The 17,442-nt window shown below is 36.9% G+C and carries 17 protein-coding genes; 9 read left to right on the top strand and 8 right to left on the bottom strand.

Annotated features, from left to right (window positions below; all coding sequences use genetic code 11):
• Positions 1-125 precede the first annotated feature (125 nt).
• The 5 genes from DK865_RS03740 (at position 126) to DK865_RS03720 (ending at position 5,192) form a co-directional block, all read left to right on the top strand.
• Positions 126-524 (top strand): MAPEG family protein, encoded by a 399-nt coding sequence (locus DK865_RS03740; protein WP_023582071.1) that lies wholly within the window; start codon positions 126-128, stop codon positions 522-524.
• A gap of 187 nt (positions 525-711) precedes the next feature.
• The gene (cmoA, locus tag DK865_RS03735; RefSeq protein WP_023582070.1) at positions 712-1,467 is read left to right on the top strand and encodes a carboxy-S-adenosyl-L-methionine synthase CmoA; all 756 of its coding nucleotides are present in this window, start codon (positions 712-714) and stop codon (positions 1,465-1,467) included.
• Positions 1,464-2,438 carry a tRNA 5-methoxyuridine(34)/uridine 5-oxyacetic acid(34) synthase CmoB gene (gene cmoB / locus DK865_RS03730; protein WP_109391227.1) on the top strand — a complete coding sequence of 325 codons (975 nt, stop codon included), beginning with the start codon at positions 1,464-1,466 and terminating at the stop codon, positions 2,436-2,438. Before cmoA ends, cmoB begins: the two co-directional genes overlap by 4 nt.
• A 128-nt stretch (positions 2,439-2,566) precedes the next feature.
• Positions 2,567-3,382 (top strand): hypothetical protein, encoded by an 816-nt coding sequence (locus DK865_RS03725; protein ID WP_109391226.1) that lies wholly within the window; start codon positions 2,567-2,569, stop codon positions 3,380-3,382.
• Between the two features lie 235 nt (positions 3,383-3,617).
• Complete coding sequence (locus tag DK865_RS03720; RefSeq protein WP_109391225.1) at positions 3,618-5,192, top strand: ATP-binding cassette domain-containing protein; 1,575 nt, start codon at positions 3,618-3,620, stop codon at positions 5,190-5,192.
• 49 nt (positions 5,193-5,241) lie between these two features.
• Here DK865_RS03720 and cutC read toward each other — a convergent pair whose 3' ends face one another.
• Positions 5,242-5,994: a copper homeostasis protein CutC gene (cutC, locus tag DK865_RS03715; RefSeq protein ID WP_036912933.1), complete on the bottom strand. Its 753-nt coding sequence runs from the start codon at positions 5,992-5,994 to the stop codon at positions 5,242-5,244.
• A 154-nt stretch (positions 5,995-6,148) separates the two neighbouring features.
• Entirely contained in the window at positions 6,149-6,703 is a 555-nt protein-coding gene (locus tag DK865_RS03710; protein ID WP_109391224.1) for a VOC family protein, read from the bottom strand.
• A 172-nt stretch (positions 6,704-6,875) separates the two neighbouring features.
• On the opposite strand from DK865_RS03710, the gene argS reads away from it, so the two are divergent.
• Positions 6,876-8,606: an arginine--tRNA ligase gene (gene argS, locus DK865_RS03705; protein WP_036912930.1), complete on the top strand. Its 1,731-nt coding sequence runs from the start codon at positions 6,876-6,878 to the stop codon at positions 8,604-8,606.
• Positions 8,607-8,750: 144 nt separating this feature from the next.
• On the opposite strand, the gene DK865_RS03700 is transcribed toward argS, so the two are convergent.
• From DK865_RS03700 to DK865_RS03690, 3 genes are all read right to left on the bottom strand, one after another.
• Positions 8,751-9,023 carry a hypothetical protein gene (locus tag DK865_RS03700; protein ID WP_023582064.1) on the bottom strand — a complete coding sequence of 91 codons (273 nt, stop codon included), beginning with the start codon at positions 9,021-9,023 and terminating at the stop codon, positions 8,751-8,753.
• A 1,025-nt stretch (positions 9,024-10,048) separates the two neighbouring features.
• Positions 10,049-11,584 carry a murein biosynthesis integral membrane protein MurJ gene (murJ, locus tag DK865_RS03695; protein WP_109391223.1) on the bottom strand — a complete coding sequence of 512 codons (1,536 nt, stop codon included), beginning with the start codon at positions 11,582-11,584 and terminating at the stop codon, positions 10,049-10,051.
• Positions 11,585-11,726: 142 nt separating this feature from the next.
• Positions 11,727-12,323, bottom strand: coding sequence for a TetR/AcrR family transcriptional regulator (locus DK865_RS03690; protein ID WP_109391222.1), 597 nt, complete (start codon positions 12,321-12,323; stop codon positions 11,727-11,729).
• A gap of 104 nt (positions 12,324-12,427) precedes the next feature.
• Here DK865_RS03690 and DK865_RS03685 point away from each other — a divergent pair, with 104 nt between their 5' ends.
• Positions 12,428-13,075: a GNAT family N-acetyltransferase gene (locus DK865_RS03685; RefSeq protein ID WP_109391221.1), complete on the top strand. Its 648-nt coding sequence runs from the start codon at positions 12,428-12,430 to the stop codon at positions 13,073-13,075.
• 91 nt (positions 13,076-13,166) lie between these two features.
• Here the strand turns inward: DK865_RS03685 and rimJ are convergent, their stop codons facing one another.
• Positions 13,167-13,748: a ribosomal protein S5-alanine N-acetyltransferase gene (gene rimJ, locus DK865_RS03680; RefSeq protein ID WP_109391220.1), complete on the bottom strand. Its 582-nt coding sequence runs from the start codon at positions 13,746-13,748 to the stop codon at positions 13,167-13,169.
• Positions 13,749-13,945: 197 nt separating this feature from the next.
• Here rimJ and mdtH point away from each other — a divergent pair, with 197 nt between their 5' ends.
• Both mdtH and DK865_RS03670 read left to right on the top strand, forming a co-directional pair.
• Positions 13,946-15,148, top strand: a complete 1,203-nt coding sequence (gene mdtH / locus DK865_RS03675) for a multidrug efflux MFS transporter MdtH (protein WP_109391219.1) — start codon at positions 13,946-13,948, stop codon at positions 15,146-15,148.
• A gap of 42 nt (positions 15,149-15,190) precedes the next feature.
• The gene (locus DK865_RS03670; protein ID WP_109391218.1) at positions 15,191-15,745 is read left to right on the top strand and encodes a lipoprotein; all 555 of its coding nucleotides are present in this window, start codon (positions 15,191-15,193) and stop codon (positions 15,743-15,745) included.
• A 109-nt stretch (positions 15,746-15,854) separates the two neighbouring features.
• Here the strand turns inward: DK865_RS03670 and DK865_RS03665 are convergent, their stop codons facing one another.
• On the bottom strand, positions 15,855-16,427 hold the full coding sequence (locus tag DK865_RS03665) for a TorD/DmsD family molecular chaperone (protein WP_023582057.1): 573 nt from the start codon (positions 16,425-16,427) through the stop codon (positions 15,855-15,857).
• Between the two features lie 256 nt (positions 16,428-16,683).
• The gene (locus DK865_RS03660) at positions 16,684-17,292 is read right to left on the bottom strand and encodes a 2OG-Fe(II) oxygenase (RefSeq protein WP_023582056.1); all 609 of its coding nucleotides are present in this window, start codon (positions 17,290-17,292) and stop codon (positions 16,684-16,686) included.
• Between the last annotated feature and the right edge of the window lie 150 nt (positions 17,293-17,442).

The following is a 17,442-nucleotide window of genomic DNA, read 5'->3' as shown; positions in this document are numbered from 1 at the left end:
TACATCTTTTCAAGGATTTGCTAATCCCCAAACAATTAATTAATAATAATTATTTATAGCGACAGAAGTCGCTTTGAGGTTTATCATTAAATTCGCCGTTTTTTGGCTTTGGCAATGGAGAAAAGATGGTTAGCTCGCTTTATATCGTACTGGGCGCACTATTATTGATTAAATTGTCCCTCAATGTTGTAAAACTCAGAACACAATATCGGGTTGCTTATGGCGATGGTGGCTTTTATGAATTACAAACAGCCATCCGAGTTCACGGCAATGCGGTAGAATATATTCCGATTTCCATGATCTTATTGTTGGTCATGGAAATGAATGGTGCTTTTGTTTGGATGGTACACATCTGTGGCTCAATTTTAATCGCCGGTCGCTTTTTACACTCTTATGGATTAAAACACCGTGAACTTCGCTGGCGTCGTTCAGGCATGGCTGCCACTTACTTATCAATGGTATTGATGATCATTGCTAATATTTATTTCCTTCCTTGGATACAAATCTTTTCCTTTTATTACTAAGTCCTCGCGGGAATAACATGATCATCCATGATCAAAACCGACATCCTTGCTGTTGTGTCTAATAACGGCAAGGTATGAGAAAGGTTTATTTATTTTTTCCAATTTCTTTCTAAATAATGCAACTTTGTGAGCACCGTCGCTTCTGGTAGAATGCTTGCTTCTTTTATTCCTTAAACCTATTTTAGTTATGTCGAATTCAAAATCATCACAACAAGACAGCTTATTTGCGACACCTATTGCTAACCTTGGTGACTGGCGCTTTGATGAAAAAGTCGCTGAAGTGTTTCCTGATATGATAAAACGCTCAGTACCCGGTTACTCTAATATCATCTCCATGATTGGTATGCTTGCAGGTCGCTTTGTTACGCCCAATAGCCAAGTTTATGATTTAGGCTGTTCTTTAGGTGCCGCAACCCTTTCTATGCGTCGTAATATTGATGCAACTGGTTGCAAAATTATTGGTGTTGATAACTCACCCGCAATGGTAGAACGTTGCCAGCGCCATATTGATGCCTATAAAGCAGACACACCTGTTGAGATTATTGAAGGTGATATTCTTAATATCGAAATTAATAATGCCTCAATGGTCGTGCTTAATTTCACCTTACAATTCTTAGCGCCGAACGATCGCCAAATATTATTAAACCGAATTTACCAAGGTCTTAATCCGGGTGGCGTGTTAGTGCTTTCTGAAAAATTCAGTTTTGAAGATAAAGAAATTGGCGAATTGCTGTTTAATATGCACCATGATTTCAAACGTGCTAACGGTTACAGCGAATTAGAAATTAGCCAAAAACGTAGCATGTTAGAAAATGTTATGTTGACTGATTCTGTTGAAACGCATAAAACTCGCTTACATAATGCCGGTTTCCCACATACGGAAGTTTGGTTCCAATGTTTTAATTTCGGCTCTCTTTTAGCGATTAAAGGCAATAATGAATGATTAATTTTGGCTCGTTTTATCAACTTATTGCGCAAGATGAGCGCTTATTTCATTGGTTAGACACATTACCGGCTCAATTATCAGAATGGCGTTCAAATGCGTTACACGGTCACTTCTCCTCATGGGAAAGAATGCTCGATGGTTTGCCTGAAATTACGCCTACTGAGATTGATTTAAAAAATGGTGTAATTGCTCAACACACACCGGCACTAAGCGCAGGCGAGCAATTGGGATTAAGTAACGTTTTAAAAAATTTAATGCCATGGCGTAAAGGTCCATTTTCACTTTATGGCGTCGATATCGATACAGAGTGGCGTTCAGATTGGAAATGGGATCGTGTTTTACCCCATCTTTCACCGCTTGAAGGTCGTTTAGTATTAGATGTTGGATGTGGCAGTGGTTATCACATGTGGCGGATGTTAGGTGAAGGTGCGGAATTTGTGGTAGGGATCGACCCTACTCAACTTTTCTTATGCCAATTTGAAGCTATTAGAAAATTATTAGGCAATGACCAACGCGCACATTTAATTCCTGTGGGCATTGAGCAAATGCCAGAGTTAAATGCCTTCGATACTGTATTCTCAATGGGTGTGCTTTACCATCGCCGTTCGCCACTTGATCATTTATGGCAATTAAAAAACCAATTAGTTTCTGGTGGTGAATTAGTATTAGAAAGTCTTGTTGTTGATGGTGATGAATTCCAATGCCTGATCCCTGGTGAACGTTATGCGCAAATGCGTAATGTGTACTTTATTCCATCTGCAAAAATGCTAAAGGTTTGGCTAGAAAAATGTGGTTTTAAAGAAGTACGTATTGTTGATGAAAATGTCACGTCTTTAGAAGAACAACGTAAAACAGATTGGATGGTTACCGATTCATTAGAGGCATTCTTAGATGCTAATGATAAAACCCAAACCGTTGAAGGTTATCCTGCGCCTAAACGTGCGATATTAATTGCCACTAAGCCTTAATTTTTTATTGAGATCTAAAGGGATATCAAGTTATTCAATATCCCTTTCTTTCATAATACCCATCTTGGTTTTTATTAAAGATACCTTATACGCCCTCTTATTTTGCAGATGAACGATTAAAGAAATCTATGGCAAAGACACCAAAGAGCAAAGTTGCTACTCAAAAAGAAATAACACAAAAAAAACAACACGCTCTTTTACAAAAGAATAAGCGTCAGCAATATAATGATCCTATCTTTTCGTCCTTTGTCGAAACCACATCAGCAAAACGCCTTCCATTAACACCATTACAACGAGGTGTTCAACTCTTTTTTTCATTATTTGACTACGCCACACAACTTTTATATATCGCGTTTATTATTACCGTTTGGTGGTTTCCTGAACATTTCTCAGTTCAAACAATTTATAATCTAACCGTTCTATTTTTATTTGAATTTATTCTCGTGCATTCTGGTGTTTTTATGGCTGCATTTGCTCGTACTAAACTTGTTTTTGCTCTTATTCCCTTTTATGGAATATTTGCACTTATTATCAATAGTATGATTATGGGTGATGAAAACCTGATTATTTGGCTCTACGCAGTGATTGTTGCTAATCGAATTATCAGTGGTTACCAAGTAAAAACTAAAGAAGAAATGGGGAAAAACTTATTCTATTCTGCACTATTAGTTTTAAATTTTATGCTATGCCTTTTTTCGGTCATGATGTTTAAATTCTTAGTCCCTTATGGTGGATTAACGCCCCAATATTTAAATGAAATTAACTATCTTTATTTAATTCCACAGCACAGCGATTATTTTAATGTTCCACATGTTGGAATGGCTTACGGCACATTATTCTACGGCATTCCTTTAGCTTGCATGACCTATATTAATATATCATCGGTGTATAAACGCATAATATTCAAAATAAAAGCACATAAAATAAGAACCTCATATAAATAACCTTATGCGGTGCTTGTCGTTCATCTTTATTCATGCTTAAATACGCGCGTTATTTCTCCAATTATTTCTCTTTTTAAGAAGGCACGTCTCTACGATGAATTAAATTCTGCCAGAAAATTTTTCAAATACCTTTTGAGGTATTCATTTTCTGTTACTGGCAGACAATAATTTATTTCGTCGCATCTAGAAAAAGATCTCGGCTGTCTGCCACCTATTTCGTTTAGGAGGTATTACTATGACAATAGCCTGTCACTTTTCACAATTGACTATCGAATTTAATCAGCAAAACCTTTTCCCACCATTAACGCGTTCACTGTCTTGTCAGCAAAATGCATTAATTGGTCATAACGGTAAAGGCAAATCGGTACTATTAAGATTATTAGCACAAAAGATATTACCGACCTCAGGTCAAGTTAATTGGAATATGCCTTTCATTCACGTTGATCAGTTAACGCGATTACAAGGAAAAACACTGGCTCAAGCGTTAGATATTCATGAAGTTTATCAAGCATTCCAACGCGTTGATGCGGGTATTGCTTCAATAGAGGATATCGAGCTACTTGATGGCAAATGGCAACTTCCTGTTATGTGGCAAAATATATTAGATTCAGCACAACTTCCTGTCGCATTAGATACTCCGATTGCACATCTCAGCGGTGGAGAGCAAACACGCTTAGCACTTTGCCGTGCTTTTTTATGTGAAAATAGTTTTTTACTCTTAGATGAACCAGATAACCATCTTGATTATCAGGGACAACAATGGCTAATACAACAATTAGCTCAGCACAAAGCTGGCTCTCTTATTGTTAGTCATAATCGAAACTTGCTCTCGTATGCTGATACTATTTTTGAATTAAGTGAGAAAGGTTTATCTGAATATGGTGGAAATTATACTTTATATGAGGCACAAAAAAGTGCAGAAATCGCATCATTGGAGGCCGTAAGTACTCGACTAAATAGCCAAATTAAAAATGAGAAACGCCAGCAACAAGCAACATTACAAAAAGCCGCGAAACGGAAACAACAAGGCGAATCAATTAGACAAAGTGGTTCACAGTGCTTACTTTTGTTAGATATGCAAACAAATCGGGCGGAACAACGACAATCAGCCGTTGCCAAACGGCATCAGCGCGTAATCGATGATATGCAATCTCAAAAACAAGGCATTGATGAGGAAAAAACACATGTTCATCAGCAGAAAATGGTATTGGATTATCAAAGTGATGGTCATCGTTTAAATGTATTTGTTCATGACCTTCAGCTTCCGTATGGCTATCAGCACCCTATTTCATTTTCAGCTTATGGTAATGAGCACTGGCATATTAAAGGTAAAAATGGATGTGGCAAATCAACGTTATTAAAATGTTTAATCGAACAAAGCACCCCACTTGCTGGTGAATTTCGTCTCAACAAAGATTATTGTTATCTTGATCAACATCTTGCTTTACTTGATAAAACATTACCGGTTGCACAAGCACTACACCAATATCAACCCGCGATTTCTGTCGAGCAATGGCGAACGCGTCTCGGAATGTTGAGAATGAGAGGTGATAAATCATTATTACCGCTTGAAAAGCTAAGTGGTGGTGAACAATTAAAAGCAACGTTATTGGCTTTAACACATAGCCCAAAACCACCTGCGGTATTATTGCTTGATGAGCCAGATAATCACCTTGATATCGAATCTAAACAACTATTGGAAAATCTACTCGTTGAATATCAAGGCACATTATTACTGGTTTCGCATGATGAAGCCTTTGTTAAACGCTGTGGCATTACACATACACTGCTATTAGACGAGATGAGATAAAAAACTGCGCCATAAAAGGCGCAGTGCTTAAATAATTTATCCCTATCAATCAGGATGCCAATGGCGCATGAATACTTATAATATCTTTCATTGCTTCAACCGTATCTTCATCCACACAGTAATGCGTAAATTCATCAACCTCACTGTCAGAGCTCATCGTTACACCGGCTTTACGATAAATCATGGTAGAAGGTGCCACTTTTCCAGCTGAACTGTGTATTTCTTTTAGTCCTGCATCTAAGAATTTTTGCATATTACTGAGCCTTACACCTGCTCCCGCCATAATGATAGGACCTTGTGTTTTTTCATTTAACGTTCGTAATAATGGTAAACCTAATTCTGCATTCGCCTGCTGTCCTGACGTTAAAATACGAGAAACACCGACTTGAGTCAGTTGTTCTAGCGCTAATAATGGATTAATACACATATCAAAAGCCCGATGGAAAGTAATGGCTAATGGTCCTGCAAGCGCCATTAAAATTTCCATTTTAGGCAAATCAATATGCCCTTCTTCATTTAAAAGACCAACAACTGCCCCTGAAAATCCCATATCACGGATCAAGCTAATATCATTTTTCATTGCTGAAAAATCAGCTTGTGTATAACAAAAATCACCACCACGCGGGCGAACGATAGGATGAACGGGAATACGAACTAGATCTCTGACTTGTCGTAGCATTCCAAAACTTGGCGTAATACCACCTTCTGTCGGACTCGTGCACAGCTCTATTCTGTCTGCGCCTGCTCGTTCTGCTACCAACGCACATTCAGCGCCAAAACAACAAATCTCCAATGTAGCCATATCATCCCTCTCCATCCTTAATAAAGAAAGTAATCAGAAAATAAATATCATTTCTTAGCGATTACTAACAATAGTTGTCGAATATCGTTATTCATTCAATTCCACCATCAGAATTTTGTGCTGACACAAGCAAACTATTTTCTGAAAGTGTCGTTCAACACTCACTTTCAACGATTTCAAGTAACGAATAAGGATGATACTTCACCGTGACTTTTCCATTAGAAATAGCCACGGTTGGATTAGGTAAACGTTCTTTCTCACCTTTAGGTTCGCTGATTTTTAGGCTGACACCCTCAGGTAATGTTTTGGGCAAAAAAGACATGACTTTATTCACTAGATCAGCGGGTTCTACGGAGATCACTTGCTCAATATGCTCCCAACCTTGATATTCATATCTTTTATTCGTGGGAAAAGGCAATTCAACAATCGAGACAGATTGATTTAAAAGAGTTAATGGTGAGTCTAATTGAAATAGATATATTGGGCGCCCATTGATCACATTATCAGAAATACACTTTCCACATTGACTTAACCCTGTTCGCCACTGCTCCGCCAAGGTTAAATCGTGACAACGTAACGATACATGATCAGTGAGATAAGCGGATAAATCTATCCCTAAACTATTGGCAAATAGCGCCATATTTTCTTCAAACAAAGAAAGCTCGTGAGTTAAATCATTTAATTGAGAAATTGAAGAAAATAACGCCATTTTGAATAACCTTAATGAAAAAACAGAGAAAAAACCTTAAAGATAAGGCCGAGATGGTAGCATGTTCTAGCCGGAATATGTTATAAATTCAAGGTTAATCCTAATTCTTTATAAGAAACCTGTCAGACTTTTGTCGTCAGGTTTTATTTTCTCAATAATTTAAGGTAACCCGGTGAATATTCAGGCTTTTCTTTCAGAAAAAATCAGTGTGGCAATGTGTGCTGCTGGCGCACCCGCTGATAGCGAACCTCTTGTCCGTCAGTCAGCCAAAGTACAATTTGGTGACTATCAGGCAAATGGTGTCATGGGAGCTGCAAAAAAAATGGGGATCCCACCCCGACAACTCGCAGAAAAGATCTTAGAAAAGCTCGATATTACGGATGTTGCAGATAAAGTTGAAATCGCAGGTCCGGGTTTTATCAATATCTTTTTATCTCCACAATGGGTTGCAAAACAAGCTGAAGACGCATTGGCAGATGAACATCTCAACGTAACCCCCGTTGAACCTCAAACTATTGTTATCGACTATTCATCTCCAAACGTTGCAAAACAGATGCACGTCGGTCACTTACGCTCAACCATTATTGGTGATGCCAGTGCACGGACTTTATCTTTCTTAGGTCATAATGTTGTTCGTGCCAATCACCTTGGTGATTGGGGTACGCAATTTGGTATGTTGATTGCGTATTTAGAAAAAAAACAGAATGAAAATGCCGCTGATATGGCGTTATCTGATCTCGAAGAGTTCTATCGTGAAGCGAAAAAACATTATGATGAAGATGAAGTATTCGCAGAGCGTGCCCGTAATTATGTTGTAAAATTACAAAGTGGTGATGAATACTGCCGTACAATGTGGCGTAAATTAGTTGATATCACCATGCAACAAAACCAAGTGACTTATCAACGTCTTAACGTCACATTAACCGAAGATGACATTATGGGTGAAAGTCTTTATAACCCAATGTTGGCAGGTATTGTTGCCGATTTAAAAGCAAAAGGTCTTGCAGTAGAAAGTGAAGGCGCAACCGTTGTTTTCCTTGATGAATATAAAAACAAGGAAGGCGAACCTATGGGTGTTATCGTTCAGAAAAAAGACGGTGGCTACCTATATACAACAACTGATATTGCTTGTGCAAAATACCGTCACGAAACATTACATGCTGATCGTGTGCTTTATTATATCGACTCTCGTCAGCACCAGCATTTAATGCAAGCTTGGACGATTGTTCGTAAAGCAGGCTACATTCCTGATTCAATGTCACTTGAACACCACATGTTCGGTATGATGTTAGGTAAAGATGGTCGTCCGTTTAAAACCCGTTCTGGCGGCACTATTCGTTTAACTGACTTACTTGATGAAGCACAAGAAAGAGCCCGTGCCTTAATCGCTGAAAAAAATCCAGATATGGATAAAGACGAATTAAATAATGTTGCTCGCGTCGTGGGTATTGGTGCTGTTAAATACGCTGACTTATCTAAAAACCGTACAACAGATTACATTTTTGATTGGGATCTGATGTTAAGTTTCGAAGGCAACACAGCGCCTTATATGCAATATGCTTATACTCGTGTTGCTTCAATTTTCAAACGTGCAGACATTGATGAAAATGCGTTAACGCAACCTATCGCATTAACACAATCTCATGAAAGACAGCTCGCATTACGTTTAGTCCAATTTGATGAGACGATTATGCAAGTTTCTCGTGAAGGAACGCCTCATGTCATGTGTGCTTATCTTTACGATCTGGCACAAACTTTCTCAGGCTTTTATGAAAACTGCCCTATCTTATCTGCGGAAGATGAAAACACTCGCCAAAGTCGTTTAAAACTGGCGCGTTTAACCGCGAGAACCTTAAAACAAGGTTTAGATACTTTAGGTATTGAAACAGTAGATAGAATGTAATTCATCTCTATTTTCAAATAGCCGTGATAAAAAAACCGATGGTATTAAACCATCGGTTTTTTATTATTCGTTCGATCTTAATTCAATATAGCTAAAAAACACTTCAAACAATGACTCAATCAAATATCCAATGCTACTTAATCATTAATCTTCGTTAGCTGTTATAACATCCTGACACAATAGTCCTCTAATATCTTTTGCATCAATCCAACCATCAACACTATCTATTGGCTTACTCGGGCTGTATAAGCGGTCATTGACGTCTTTAGCGGTGAAAGCAAGCTTCTCATTAGTTTTGTCGAATACACCGACACAGTTAACTGGAGTGAGTTTTGAGGTATTAATTTTTCCGTCAGCAGTACAACCTGCAAGAAATAACGTCGCTAATGATACAGAAATGATAATAGCTTTTTTCATAGTAGCTCCTTGACACTCTTATTTTTATTTTTACCAAAAATCACAAAGTGATTATTTAGTAGTCTTTAACCTAGAAATATCTAATGATTTATAACTGCTTTGAGTATAACGAAGAAATAGAGAAATATTTGAGTTATTGAGCTATTAATGAAAAAAACAAAGAAATATTGAGAAGGAATAGAAAAGGGAGGGAAAAACAGAAAACAACCGCGGACAAATGAAAGCAATAATTAGTGTACCATACTGAATTTTCAGTAATCTAATTATCTATTAATAATAGATTTAGCATTAATTTCATTATTCACGCGACTTATTGTTTACTGCTTATCCCCAGCAATCGTGTTACCTATTTGAAGCGCAGACAAAATAGATATGATCACTTTCAGTAGTACTGAACGATAACAAGCAAATAACTTTACAGTCACGGTTAATCTACCGGAATAAAGAAATAATAATATGTCTTAAATCAAAAAAATCAAATGTTTTAAAATATACTGCAATATTTTGAAATATTTGTAATATCTCATCATTAAGTAAGAAATATTTAACAGATATGTCAATTTTTAAACCTATACAACACAAGAGAGTTTATCTAAAAAAAGATAATTCGTCAAACCGTAAGTACTTAGAATATAGTGTCTATTTTTTTACTTTATGTAGAATTCCACCATCACTAAACAAATTGTCTAAAGATATTCGATATGATTAATGTTTAAATAAACTTATCAATATTGATTAAAAAATGCATTTCGACACCGAAAAACTGTATAAATCATTTAGAAATTGGAAAAAAAATTTAATAAAAAAAATGGTGAGAAAAAAGATTTTTGCTTTTTATTCCCTTTTTTCTTTTTTTTAAAGTAGCCAAATCCACATAACTAAATGCAAGAAGTGTGATCAATGTGGCATTAAAAATAGTCTAAAAATAGAGAAAGGTTCTAGATAAGGAGAATTGAATTGATAAAAACATTGTTAATGTTGCCCCCCTCGCTTTTTATACAAAAGCGAGGGATCGGTATTATCTGTTATAAAGCACGTAGTGAGAAATGACGAGGTCTAAACCCTAGTGCATACAGTGCAACAAAATAACTGCTTGCTCCGGCGACGACAACTAACAACAAGCGTAAAATACGCATTAACATACTGCCGATATCCCAACTTGGCATGATCCACAACATTCCAACTAATACGCCCCCCATTACAGCAAGCGCAATCGCAAGTTTTAATAAGAACACAGGCCAGCCAGCTAAAGGCTGATAGATGTCTTTCTTACGGATCTGCCAAAACAACATAGAGGCATTAAAACAAGCCGCGATACCAATTGAGAGCGCAAGACCGACATGTTTTAAGCTACCAATAAATGCAAGGTTCATTAATTGTGTGAGGATCAATGTGGCAATCGCAATTTTTACTGGTGTTTTAATATCCTGACGAGAATAAAAGCCTGGCGCTAAGATTTTTATGATAATTAGCCCCATTAACCCAACACAGTAAGCGATTAACGCTTGTTGTGTCATCAATGCATCATGGGCATTAAAATTGCCATACTGGAACAGAGACGCCGTTAACGGCCCAGATAATACCGCCAAACCAATCGTACAAGGCAGTGCTAATAAGAAGCACAGTCTTAATCCCCAATCCATTAATTTTCGATATTCTTCAGTATTGCCACTAGCAAAACTCTTAGATAATGAAGGAAGTAAGATTGTACCTAATGCAACACCTAATACCCCGGTCGGTAATTCCATCAAACGGTCTGCGTAATACATCCAAGAAACCGAACCAGAAACTAAGAAGGAAGCAAAAATAGTATTGATAATTAACGATATTTGACTAACAGAAACCCCTAAAATAGCAGGTCCCATCAGTTTCATTACACGCCAAACACCACTATTTCTAAATGAAATGCGCGGTAAAACAAGCATACCAATTTTTTTCAAATGCGGTAATTGATAACCCAGCTGTAATAGTCCCCCAGCAACAACCGCCCACGCCAATGCCATAATAGGCGGATTACAATAAGGTGCGACCACTAAAGCGAAAAAGATCATGCTGACATTGAGTAGTGTTGGTGCAAAAGCGGGTACAGAAAAACGATTCCAAGTATTTAAAATAGAGCCCGTCAATGACGCTAATGAAATAAGAAAGATATAAGGAAAGGTGATCCGCAATAGATCGGTCGTTAATTGAAATTTATCAGGAGAACTACTAAAACCCGGTGCTGTAACATAAATCACCCAAGGTGCAGCAATAATACCAATCACCGTAACCACGGCCAAAATAAGCGTCAGCATACCCGAAACATAAGCAATAAAAGTACGTGTTGCTTCCTCGCCTTGCTGATTTTTATATTCTGCCAAGATAGGAACAAATGCTTGAGAAAATGCCCCTTCCGCAAAAATACGACGTAATAAGTTTGGCAATTTAAAAGCAACAAAAAAGGCATCTGTTGCCATACCTGCGCCAAAGATACGCGCAATAATTGCATCACGAATAAATCCTAGTACCCGTGAAAATAAGGTCATAGAACTCACTGCTGCAAGTGATTTAAGTAAATTCATAAGTCATTCTAATTTTTGTTGAATGGAATAAAAAGAAAGGGACTATACTCCGTCTCTAACATCGAAAAATCAATCTTCAATTCGCTAAGAATAGGCTGACTCTGCCTATCTTCAACTAACCGAAATGATTAAAAATAGCTATTTACGGCTTTGTGAGCATTTTTCTCAACATGACGTCTAACATAACGAAATCCTCATCGCCATTAAATTCAGGATCGATGATATTTCTTCCCATAGAACCATCAGCGATGACTAGCAACCATGTTGCGATTTTCTCTGGCTCAAGTGTTGGGTCTATCTGCCCTTTTTTAATACCGTTTTTTAACATCGCAATCAAACGTTGCTTGTTGTTTCTTTCATTTTCAATAAAAATTTGGTGAATGCTCGCATTACGCGATGCTTCAGCAAAAATCTCAATACTAATACGCGCATATTCGGGATGATTATAGAGCGCTATAATTCCCTTCATTGAATTGATGATTGCTTGAACGCACTCCTCTTCGCCTTCATAGCGACAAAAGATCTCATCAAACAGTTGCGTATCCTCTAATGCAATCGCCTCAATAATCGAATTCTTATTCGGAAAATAATGAAATACATTCCCAGGACTCATACCCGCTTCATGACAGATTTCTGCTGTTGATGTGGAGTGAAAACCTTTTACAGCAAAGCAACGTATTGCAGCATCAATAATATGCTTCTTTTTCGCTTTTTGTTTTTCAGTAACAGTCTTGTTCATAACATTAAAAATCTCTGGACAAAATAAATTAGACTGATTAGTCTATAAATAACTAGACCAAACAGTCTAAACAATTAACCCTATTATTGCAGAGTAACAATATCATGCAATTACTTAATGAACACTATCAGCTTCGTGTTGCAGAACCCGCAGATATTCCTGAAATTACTCAATTATTTGCACAAGCATTTCGCTTTAAATTGAACGCTTTTAATATTGATAGCACTCATCCTAACCAACGTCGGCAATTAGAGGCTGTTTGGAATTCTTTAGCATGTAAAAAAAATAGCCAACAATTTGTTGTCACTGATAATGGAAAGATAATTGCAACATTTTGTTTAGTGATAAAAGAAAACGACTTTATTTCAAATCCCTTTATTAAAACACCGGTCTTAGATTATTGGCGTTTCGGTATCCTTCATTATATTAAGCAAAAGATTTTCTTTTCTTTATTTGATTATGTACCAAATGAAAATGAGGCTTATTTAGCACATATTGCCGTTTTATCATCATATCAAGGATATGGTGTCGCTTACGCGATACTTGAATGGATAACCCAATATAGTAAAGATGTTCTAAAAAAAGCGTATTTATCACTGTATGTCGATACTCATCATGAAGGTGCGCTTTATTTGTATCAAAAGAATGGGTTTTATATTGATAAAGAAGAATCATCATGTTTAACACAGTCTATTTTTCATATTCAACATTGGTACTATATGTTGAAAAAAACCGACTTAATCGCCAATTGAATCTCTTTATCATCGTTAAATAGTGACTAAAAGCACCGATATAAAGGTATTTTAAATATAAACCGTGCTTTTCTTCCATGAAAAGCCACTATTAACGTTTAAAATAAGTTCGCGTTGTTAATGCGGTCAGTACGTGATCTCGCCACTCTTGATTAATTTGTAGATAGTTTTTGGCATAGCCTTCACGTTCAAAACCATGTTTCGCTAATAGGTTTCCACTGCGTAAATTATGAGGCATATAATTCGCCATAATACGATGCATTCCTTGCTGTCGTTGCATATAGCGAAGCGTTTCCGTTAAAGCTTCCGACATATAGCCCTGACCTTGCCACTTTTCGCCGACTGAATACCCCAAGAAACAGGCATTAAAAGCCCCACGCATAACATTGCTGTAATTCGCCACACCAATGATTTCATCTTCCTTTTGTGTCAATAGTAGAAAATGAAAAGCACTTTCTTGTCTGTGCAGTTCGTTCATATATTGCAAACGGTGTTCCCAACCAGAGGGTAAATAATGTGTTTTATCTCTTACGGGTTCCCATGGAATTAAAAAACGACGATTTAAGGTATAATAATCGGCCAATCTTTCAGCATCTCTCTCGTATGCTAAACGAATTATCATTCTTTGTGTTTCAAAACGAATTTTAGGAATTCCGCCACGATAACCAAACATTACGATCTCATTATCCTTTGATATAAATAAGCCTAATTCTGAAGCAACTCTTCTTATTCTGCCACTAACATTAATAAAAAAATATCATCTTTAATTTACTAGGAATTATGCACATTTGAAGACAGAATAGTCGAAGAAATAAATTATTTCATTCCCCTCTTATTTTATTTAAATTATTTGCTTATTGATGGTGAGTAATGGCGCTGGTAACACAAGCCCGTACTTTGGGTAAATACTTCCTCCTAATTGACAATATGTTAGTTGTCCTAGGTTTTTTCGTCGTTTTTCCACTCATTTCTATTCGTTTCGTCGAACAATTAGGTTGGGCGGGTGTTATTGTCGGCTTTGCATTAGGTCTTAGACAATTAGTACAACAAGGTCTCGGCATTTTTGGTGGTGCTATTGCTGACCGTTTTGGTGCAAAACCAATGATAATAACAGGCATGTTATTACGCGCTTCAGGTTTTGCTTTAATGGCAATGGCAGATCAACCTTGGATACTTTGGTTATCTTGCATTTTATCTGCATTAGGGGGAACTTTATTTGATCCACCTCGCACAGCGCTAGTGATCAAATTAACCCGTCCTTATGAACGCGGCCGTTTTTACTCTTTATTATTAATGCAAGATAGCGCCGGTGCCGTTATTGGTGCACTCATCGGTAGCTGGTTATTACAGTATGACTTCCATTTAGTGTGCTGGGTCGGTGCGGGTGTTTTTGTTATTGCAGCCCTATTTAATGCTTTGTTATTACCCGCTTACCGCATATCCACAACTCGAACCCCTATTAAAGAAGGGTTAAAACGCGTATTTCTTGATAAACGTTTTGTCAGTTATGTCTTAACACTAACCGGTTATTTTGTATTATCCGTTCAAGTCATGTTGATGTTTCCTATTATCGTCAATGATATTGCCGGTACGCCAACTGCCGTAAAATGGATGTATGCCATTGAAGCCCTACTTTCTTTAACATTGCTTTATCCGATTGCTCGCTGGAGTGAGAAACGTTTCAAATTAGAACAACGTTTAATGGCCGGTTTATTTTTGATGAGTATCAGCATGTTCCCTGTTGGTATGATCCATTCATTACAAAGCATCTTCTTAATTATTGGCCTATTTTATCTTGGTACTATTACAGCAGAACCTGCACGTGAAACATTAAGTGCATCACTTGCCGATCCTCGAGCTCGTGGTAGTTATATGGGCTTTAGCCGATTAGGCTTAGCGTTTGGTGGTGCTATTGGATATACAGGTGGTGGATGGATGTATGATTTAGGCAATCAATTTAATATGCCTGAATTGCCTTGGTTCTTACTAGGAACCGTAGGTTTAATAACACTTTATGCATTACATCGCCAATTTAATCGTAAAAAAATAGAAACAGCCATGCTTACTCCCTAAAGATCAGGTAAACTCTTAGTTATCAATGGTCAAGGAGTGTTTATGAAAGCAATTTTTCTAGCCGCTATATTTGTATTAACAAGCTTAGTCACAGGATGTGATCAGCTCAAACAATTTGATGTGAGTGAAAACCTTATTAATGACTATATCAGTCAAAAAATAAACCTCCAGAAACATATTGGTGAAGATGAAGTTGTATCCGCTGATATCAAATTGAGTAATCTTTCTATTCAAATTGGTCGTACTGAGCCGGGTAAAATTAGTCTTTCTGGTACAACCGACCTAACAATTAATTCATTCTTTGGCAAAACAAGCGCTAAAGTTGAGCTTACCTTATCAGGCCAACCTTCTTATCAAGCTGATAAAGGAGCGATATACATAAAATCAATGGTGATTGATAACTACAAAGTCTCTCCAGAAAAAATGGATGCTGTGGTTGTGGCACTAAAACCCTATTTAGACACAACAATCATGACTTACTTCGATAATCATCCTGTTTATGTTCTTAATCCAGAAAAAAACAGTGCCGAAGCTGCCGCGTTTAAACTCGCTAAAGGAATTGAAGTTAAACCGGGTAAATTTGTAATACAACTCTAATAGTTACGCGAGTTGATTAAAAATATTTATCGTCATTAATGAGAAAGGCAAACCTAATGGTTTGCCTTTTTTATGAATAATTAAATTCTTTTACAAAGAAATATTGATATTACTCTGTTTCTGCCTCATCACTCTCTTCATCATCCGAGAGTTCTTCACGTAATGCTGATAATGCACCACGCGCAATACCGGCTAATGTACGATAGAAGCCACTTGTTGCATGAGCTTCAACCTTACCTAAAAATGTTCCAGCCCAAGGCAGTAGATATTCATCAAATAATTGTATTTGCGCTAATACTTCATCTTCCGCAGAGTTATCTTCAAGCCATGAAGCTGCAAGTAACAAAGCACCAAAACTATCTGTTGCATTATCAGTAACAGGCATCCCCCTTGTGACTAAAAACTGACGAATATCATCTTCTTTGATCTCTTCATAATCATGGGCATAAACAGACACAGATGGCGATTTACCACCAAACAGAGACTGATAATCGGCTTCAACAATAGCTAAATCTTTTACGCTGTTTTTTAATGTATTAAATAGCTCATCTTGCTCTAATGGCCATAACTGACTCAGTTTCCCTTCACCAATCATTTTAATAATGGGTGATAAAATAGGATCTTGGGGCGCACGCTGGAATAATGTGCCTAGAAGTCGGCAAACTATTGAAAATTCATTCATTGTATTTTTATCCTAAAAAGTTTCGCATTATTGTGCTTTTAATGGTAAGAAAATCAACTTTTTTCGTCATTTCTCTTTTATTGTTAATATTAAGCTTACTATCTTTAACCACTTAAAACAGAAAAAGCGCGCTCTTATTATTAAGTCTTATGCTTAATATAAGAAACGCGCCTAATCCCATGCTATTTATCTTCTAAAGCCGTTTTATAATAAAGTATTAAAACAACTTTATGACAACAGCATTTTATTGCATTTATTAACTGGCTATATCAAGAAAATTATCTCTTACACCATTCACACGAAACCACCCAGCAATACTTATTCTCTCTTTATAAGTAGGAAGTACTTCATGAGGGAATTGCTCCGATAGGAAAACGACCAAACGTCCACCTTTAGGCGCGACTGTTGCAAGTTGATTATCGTCTAAATCATAAATAATTAACTCACCACCATCTTCTTTTTTCCAATCTTCATTAAGATACAACACTGTCGTTAATCGTCGAGTCACATTTTCTTTAAATGCATCAAGATGTTTTTTATAAAAAGCACCTTTCTCATAACAGGCAAAATGTGCTTCGTATTCAAAAAGACCTAAATAAAATTCTCGGTTAACAGCACGCTGAATAGATTCCATTTGCATTAAATAATGCTGAACGGGTACCCCCATTTCAGGTTCTAACCAACGTATTTTATCACTTCGAATTGTTGTTTCTGCAAGTCGATTCTCATGACGACCAATACGCGCTTGCTGTGCATCGCCATTAAAACAAGCACGTAATTGTTGAACAGCCTCTGGTGTGAGGAAATCATCCCATACACACCATCCTTTCTCTGCTATTTGCTCAAGAAGTTCTGCTATATTCATTAGGTATACTGTCTGATAAACATGGGAAACTACTTTATATCACCAAGTTAAGCCTAATTACAATTTAATAAATTTATCTTTTTGATAACGTCAGTTAATCAGAGATAAATTTTATAATAATTAAAAATAGCAGACCAAACAAAACTTAAC

Origin of the sequence: Proteus cibi, from assembly GCF_003144405.1 — a bacterium.
Lineage (GTDB): Bacteria > Pseudomonadota > Gammaproteobacteria > Enterobacterales > Enterobacteriaceae > Proteus > Proteus cibi.
This window is presented reverse-complemented; position numbering and strand designations above follow the sequence as displayed.

Coding starts and splice junctions, on each gene's coding strand:
- DK865_RS03740 (WP_023582071.1), top strand. CDS start 126: ATGGTTAGCTCGCTTTATATCGTACTGGGCGCACTATTATTGATTAAA.
- cmoA (WP_023582070.1), top strand. CDS start 712: ATGTCGAATTCAAAATCATCACAACAAGACAGCTTATTTGCGACACCT.
- cmoB (WP_109391227.1), top strand. CDS start 1,464: ATGATTAATTTTGGCTCGTTTTATCAACTTATTGCGCAAGATGAGCGC.
- DK865_RS03725 (WP_109391226.1), top strand. CDS start 2,567: ATGGCAAAGACACCAAAGAGCAAAGTTGCTACTCAAAAAGAAATAACA.
- DK865_RS03720 (WP_109391225.1), top strand. CDS start 3,618: ATGACAATAGCCTGTCACTTTTCACAATTGACTATCGAATTTAATCAG.
- cutC (WP_036912933.1), bottom strand. CDS start 5,994: ATGGCTACATTGGAGATTTGTTGTTTTGGCGCTGAATGTGCGTTGGTA.
- DK865_RS03710 (WP_109391224.1), bottom strand. CDS start 6,703: ATGGCGTTATTTTCTTCAATTTCTCAATTAAATGATTTAACTCACGAG.
- DK865_RS03700 (WP_023582064.1), bottom strand. CDS start 9,023: ATGAAAAAAGCTATTATCATTTCTGTATCATTAGCGACGTTATTTCTT.
- murJ (WP_109391223.1), bottom strand. CDS start 11,584: ATGAATTTACTTAAATCACTTGCAGCAGTGAGTTCTATGACCTTATTT.
- DK865_RS03690 (WP_109391222.1), bottom strand. CDS start 12,323: ATGAACAAGACTGTTACTGAAAAACAAAAAGCGAAAAAGAAGCATATT.
- DK865_RS03685 (WP_109391221.1), top strand. CDS start 12,428: ATGCAATTACTTAATGAACACTATCAGCTTCGTGTTGCAGAACCCGCA.
- rimJ (WP_109391220.1), bottom strand. CDS start 13,748: ATGTTTGGTTATCGTGGCGGAATTCCTAAAATTCGTTTTGAAACACAA.
- mdtH (WP_109391219.1), top strand. CDS start 13,946: ATGGCGCTGGTAACACAAGCCCGTACTTTGGGTAAATACTTCCTCCTA.
- DK865_RS03670 (WP_109391218.1), top strand. CDS start 15,191: ATGAAAGCAATTTTTCTAGCCGCTATATTTGTATTAACAAGCTTAGTC.
- DK865_RS03665 (WP_023582057.1), bottom strand. CDS start 16,427: ATGAATGAATTTTCAATAGTTTGCCGACTTCTAGGCACATTATTCCAG.
- DK865_RS03660 (WP_023582056.1), bottom strand. CDS start 17,292: ATGAATATAGCAGAACTTCTTGAGCAAATAGCAGAGAAAGGATGGTGT.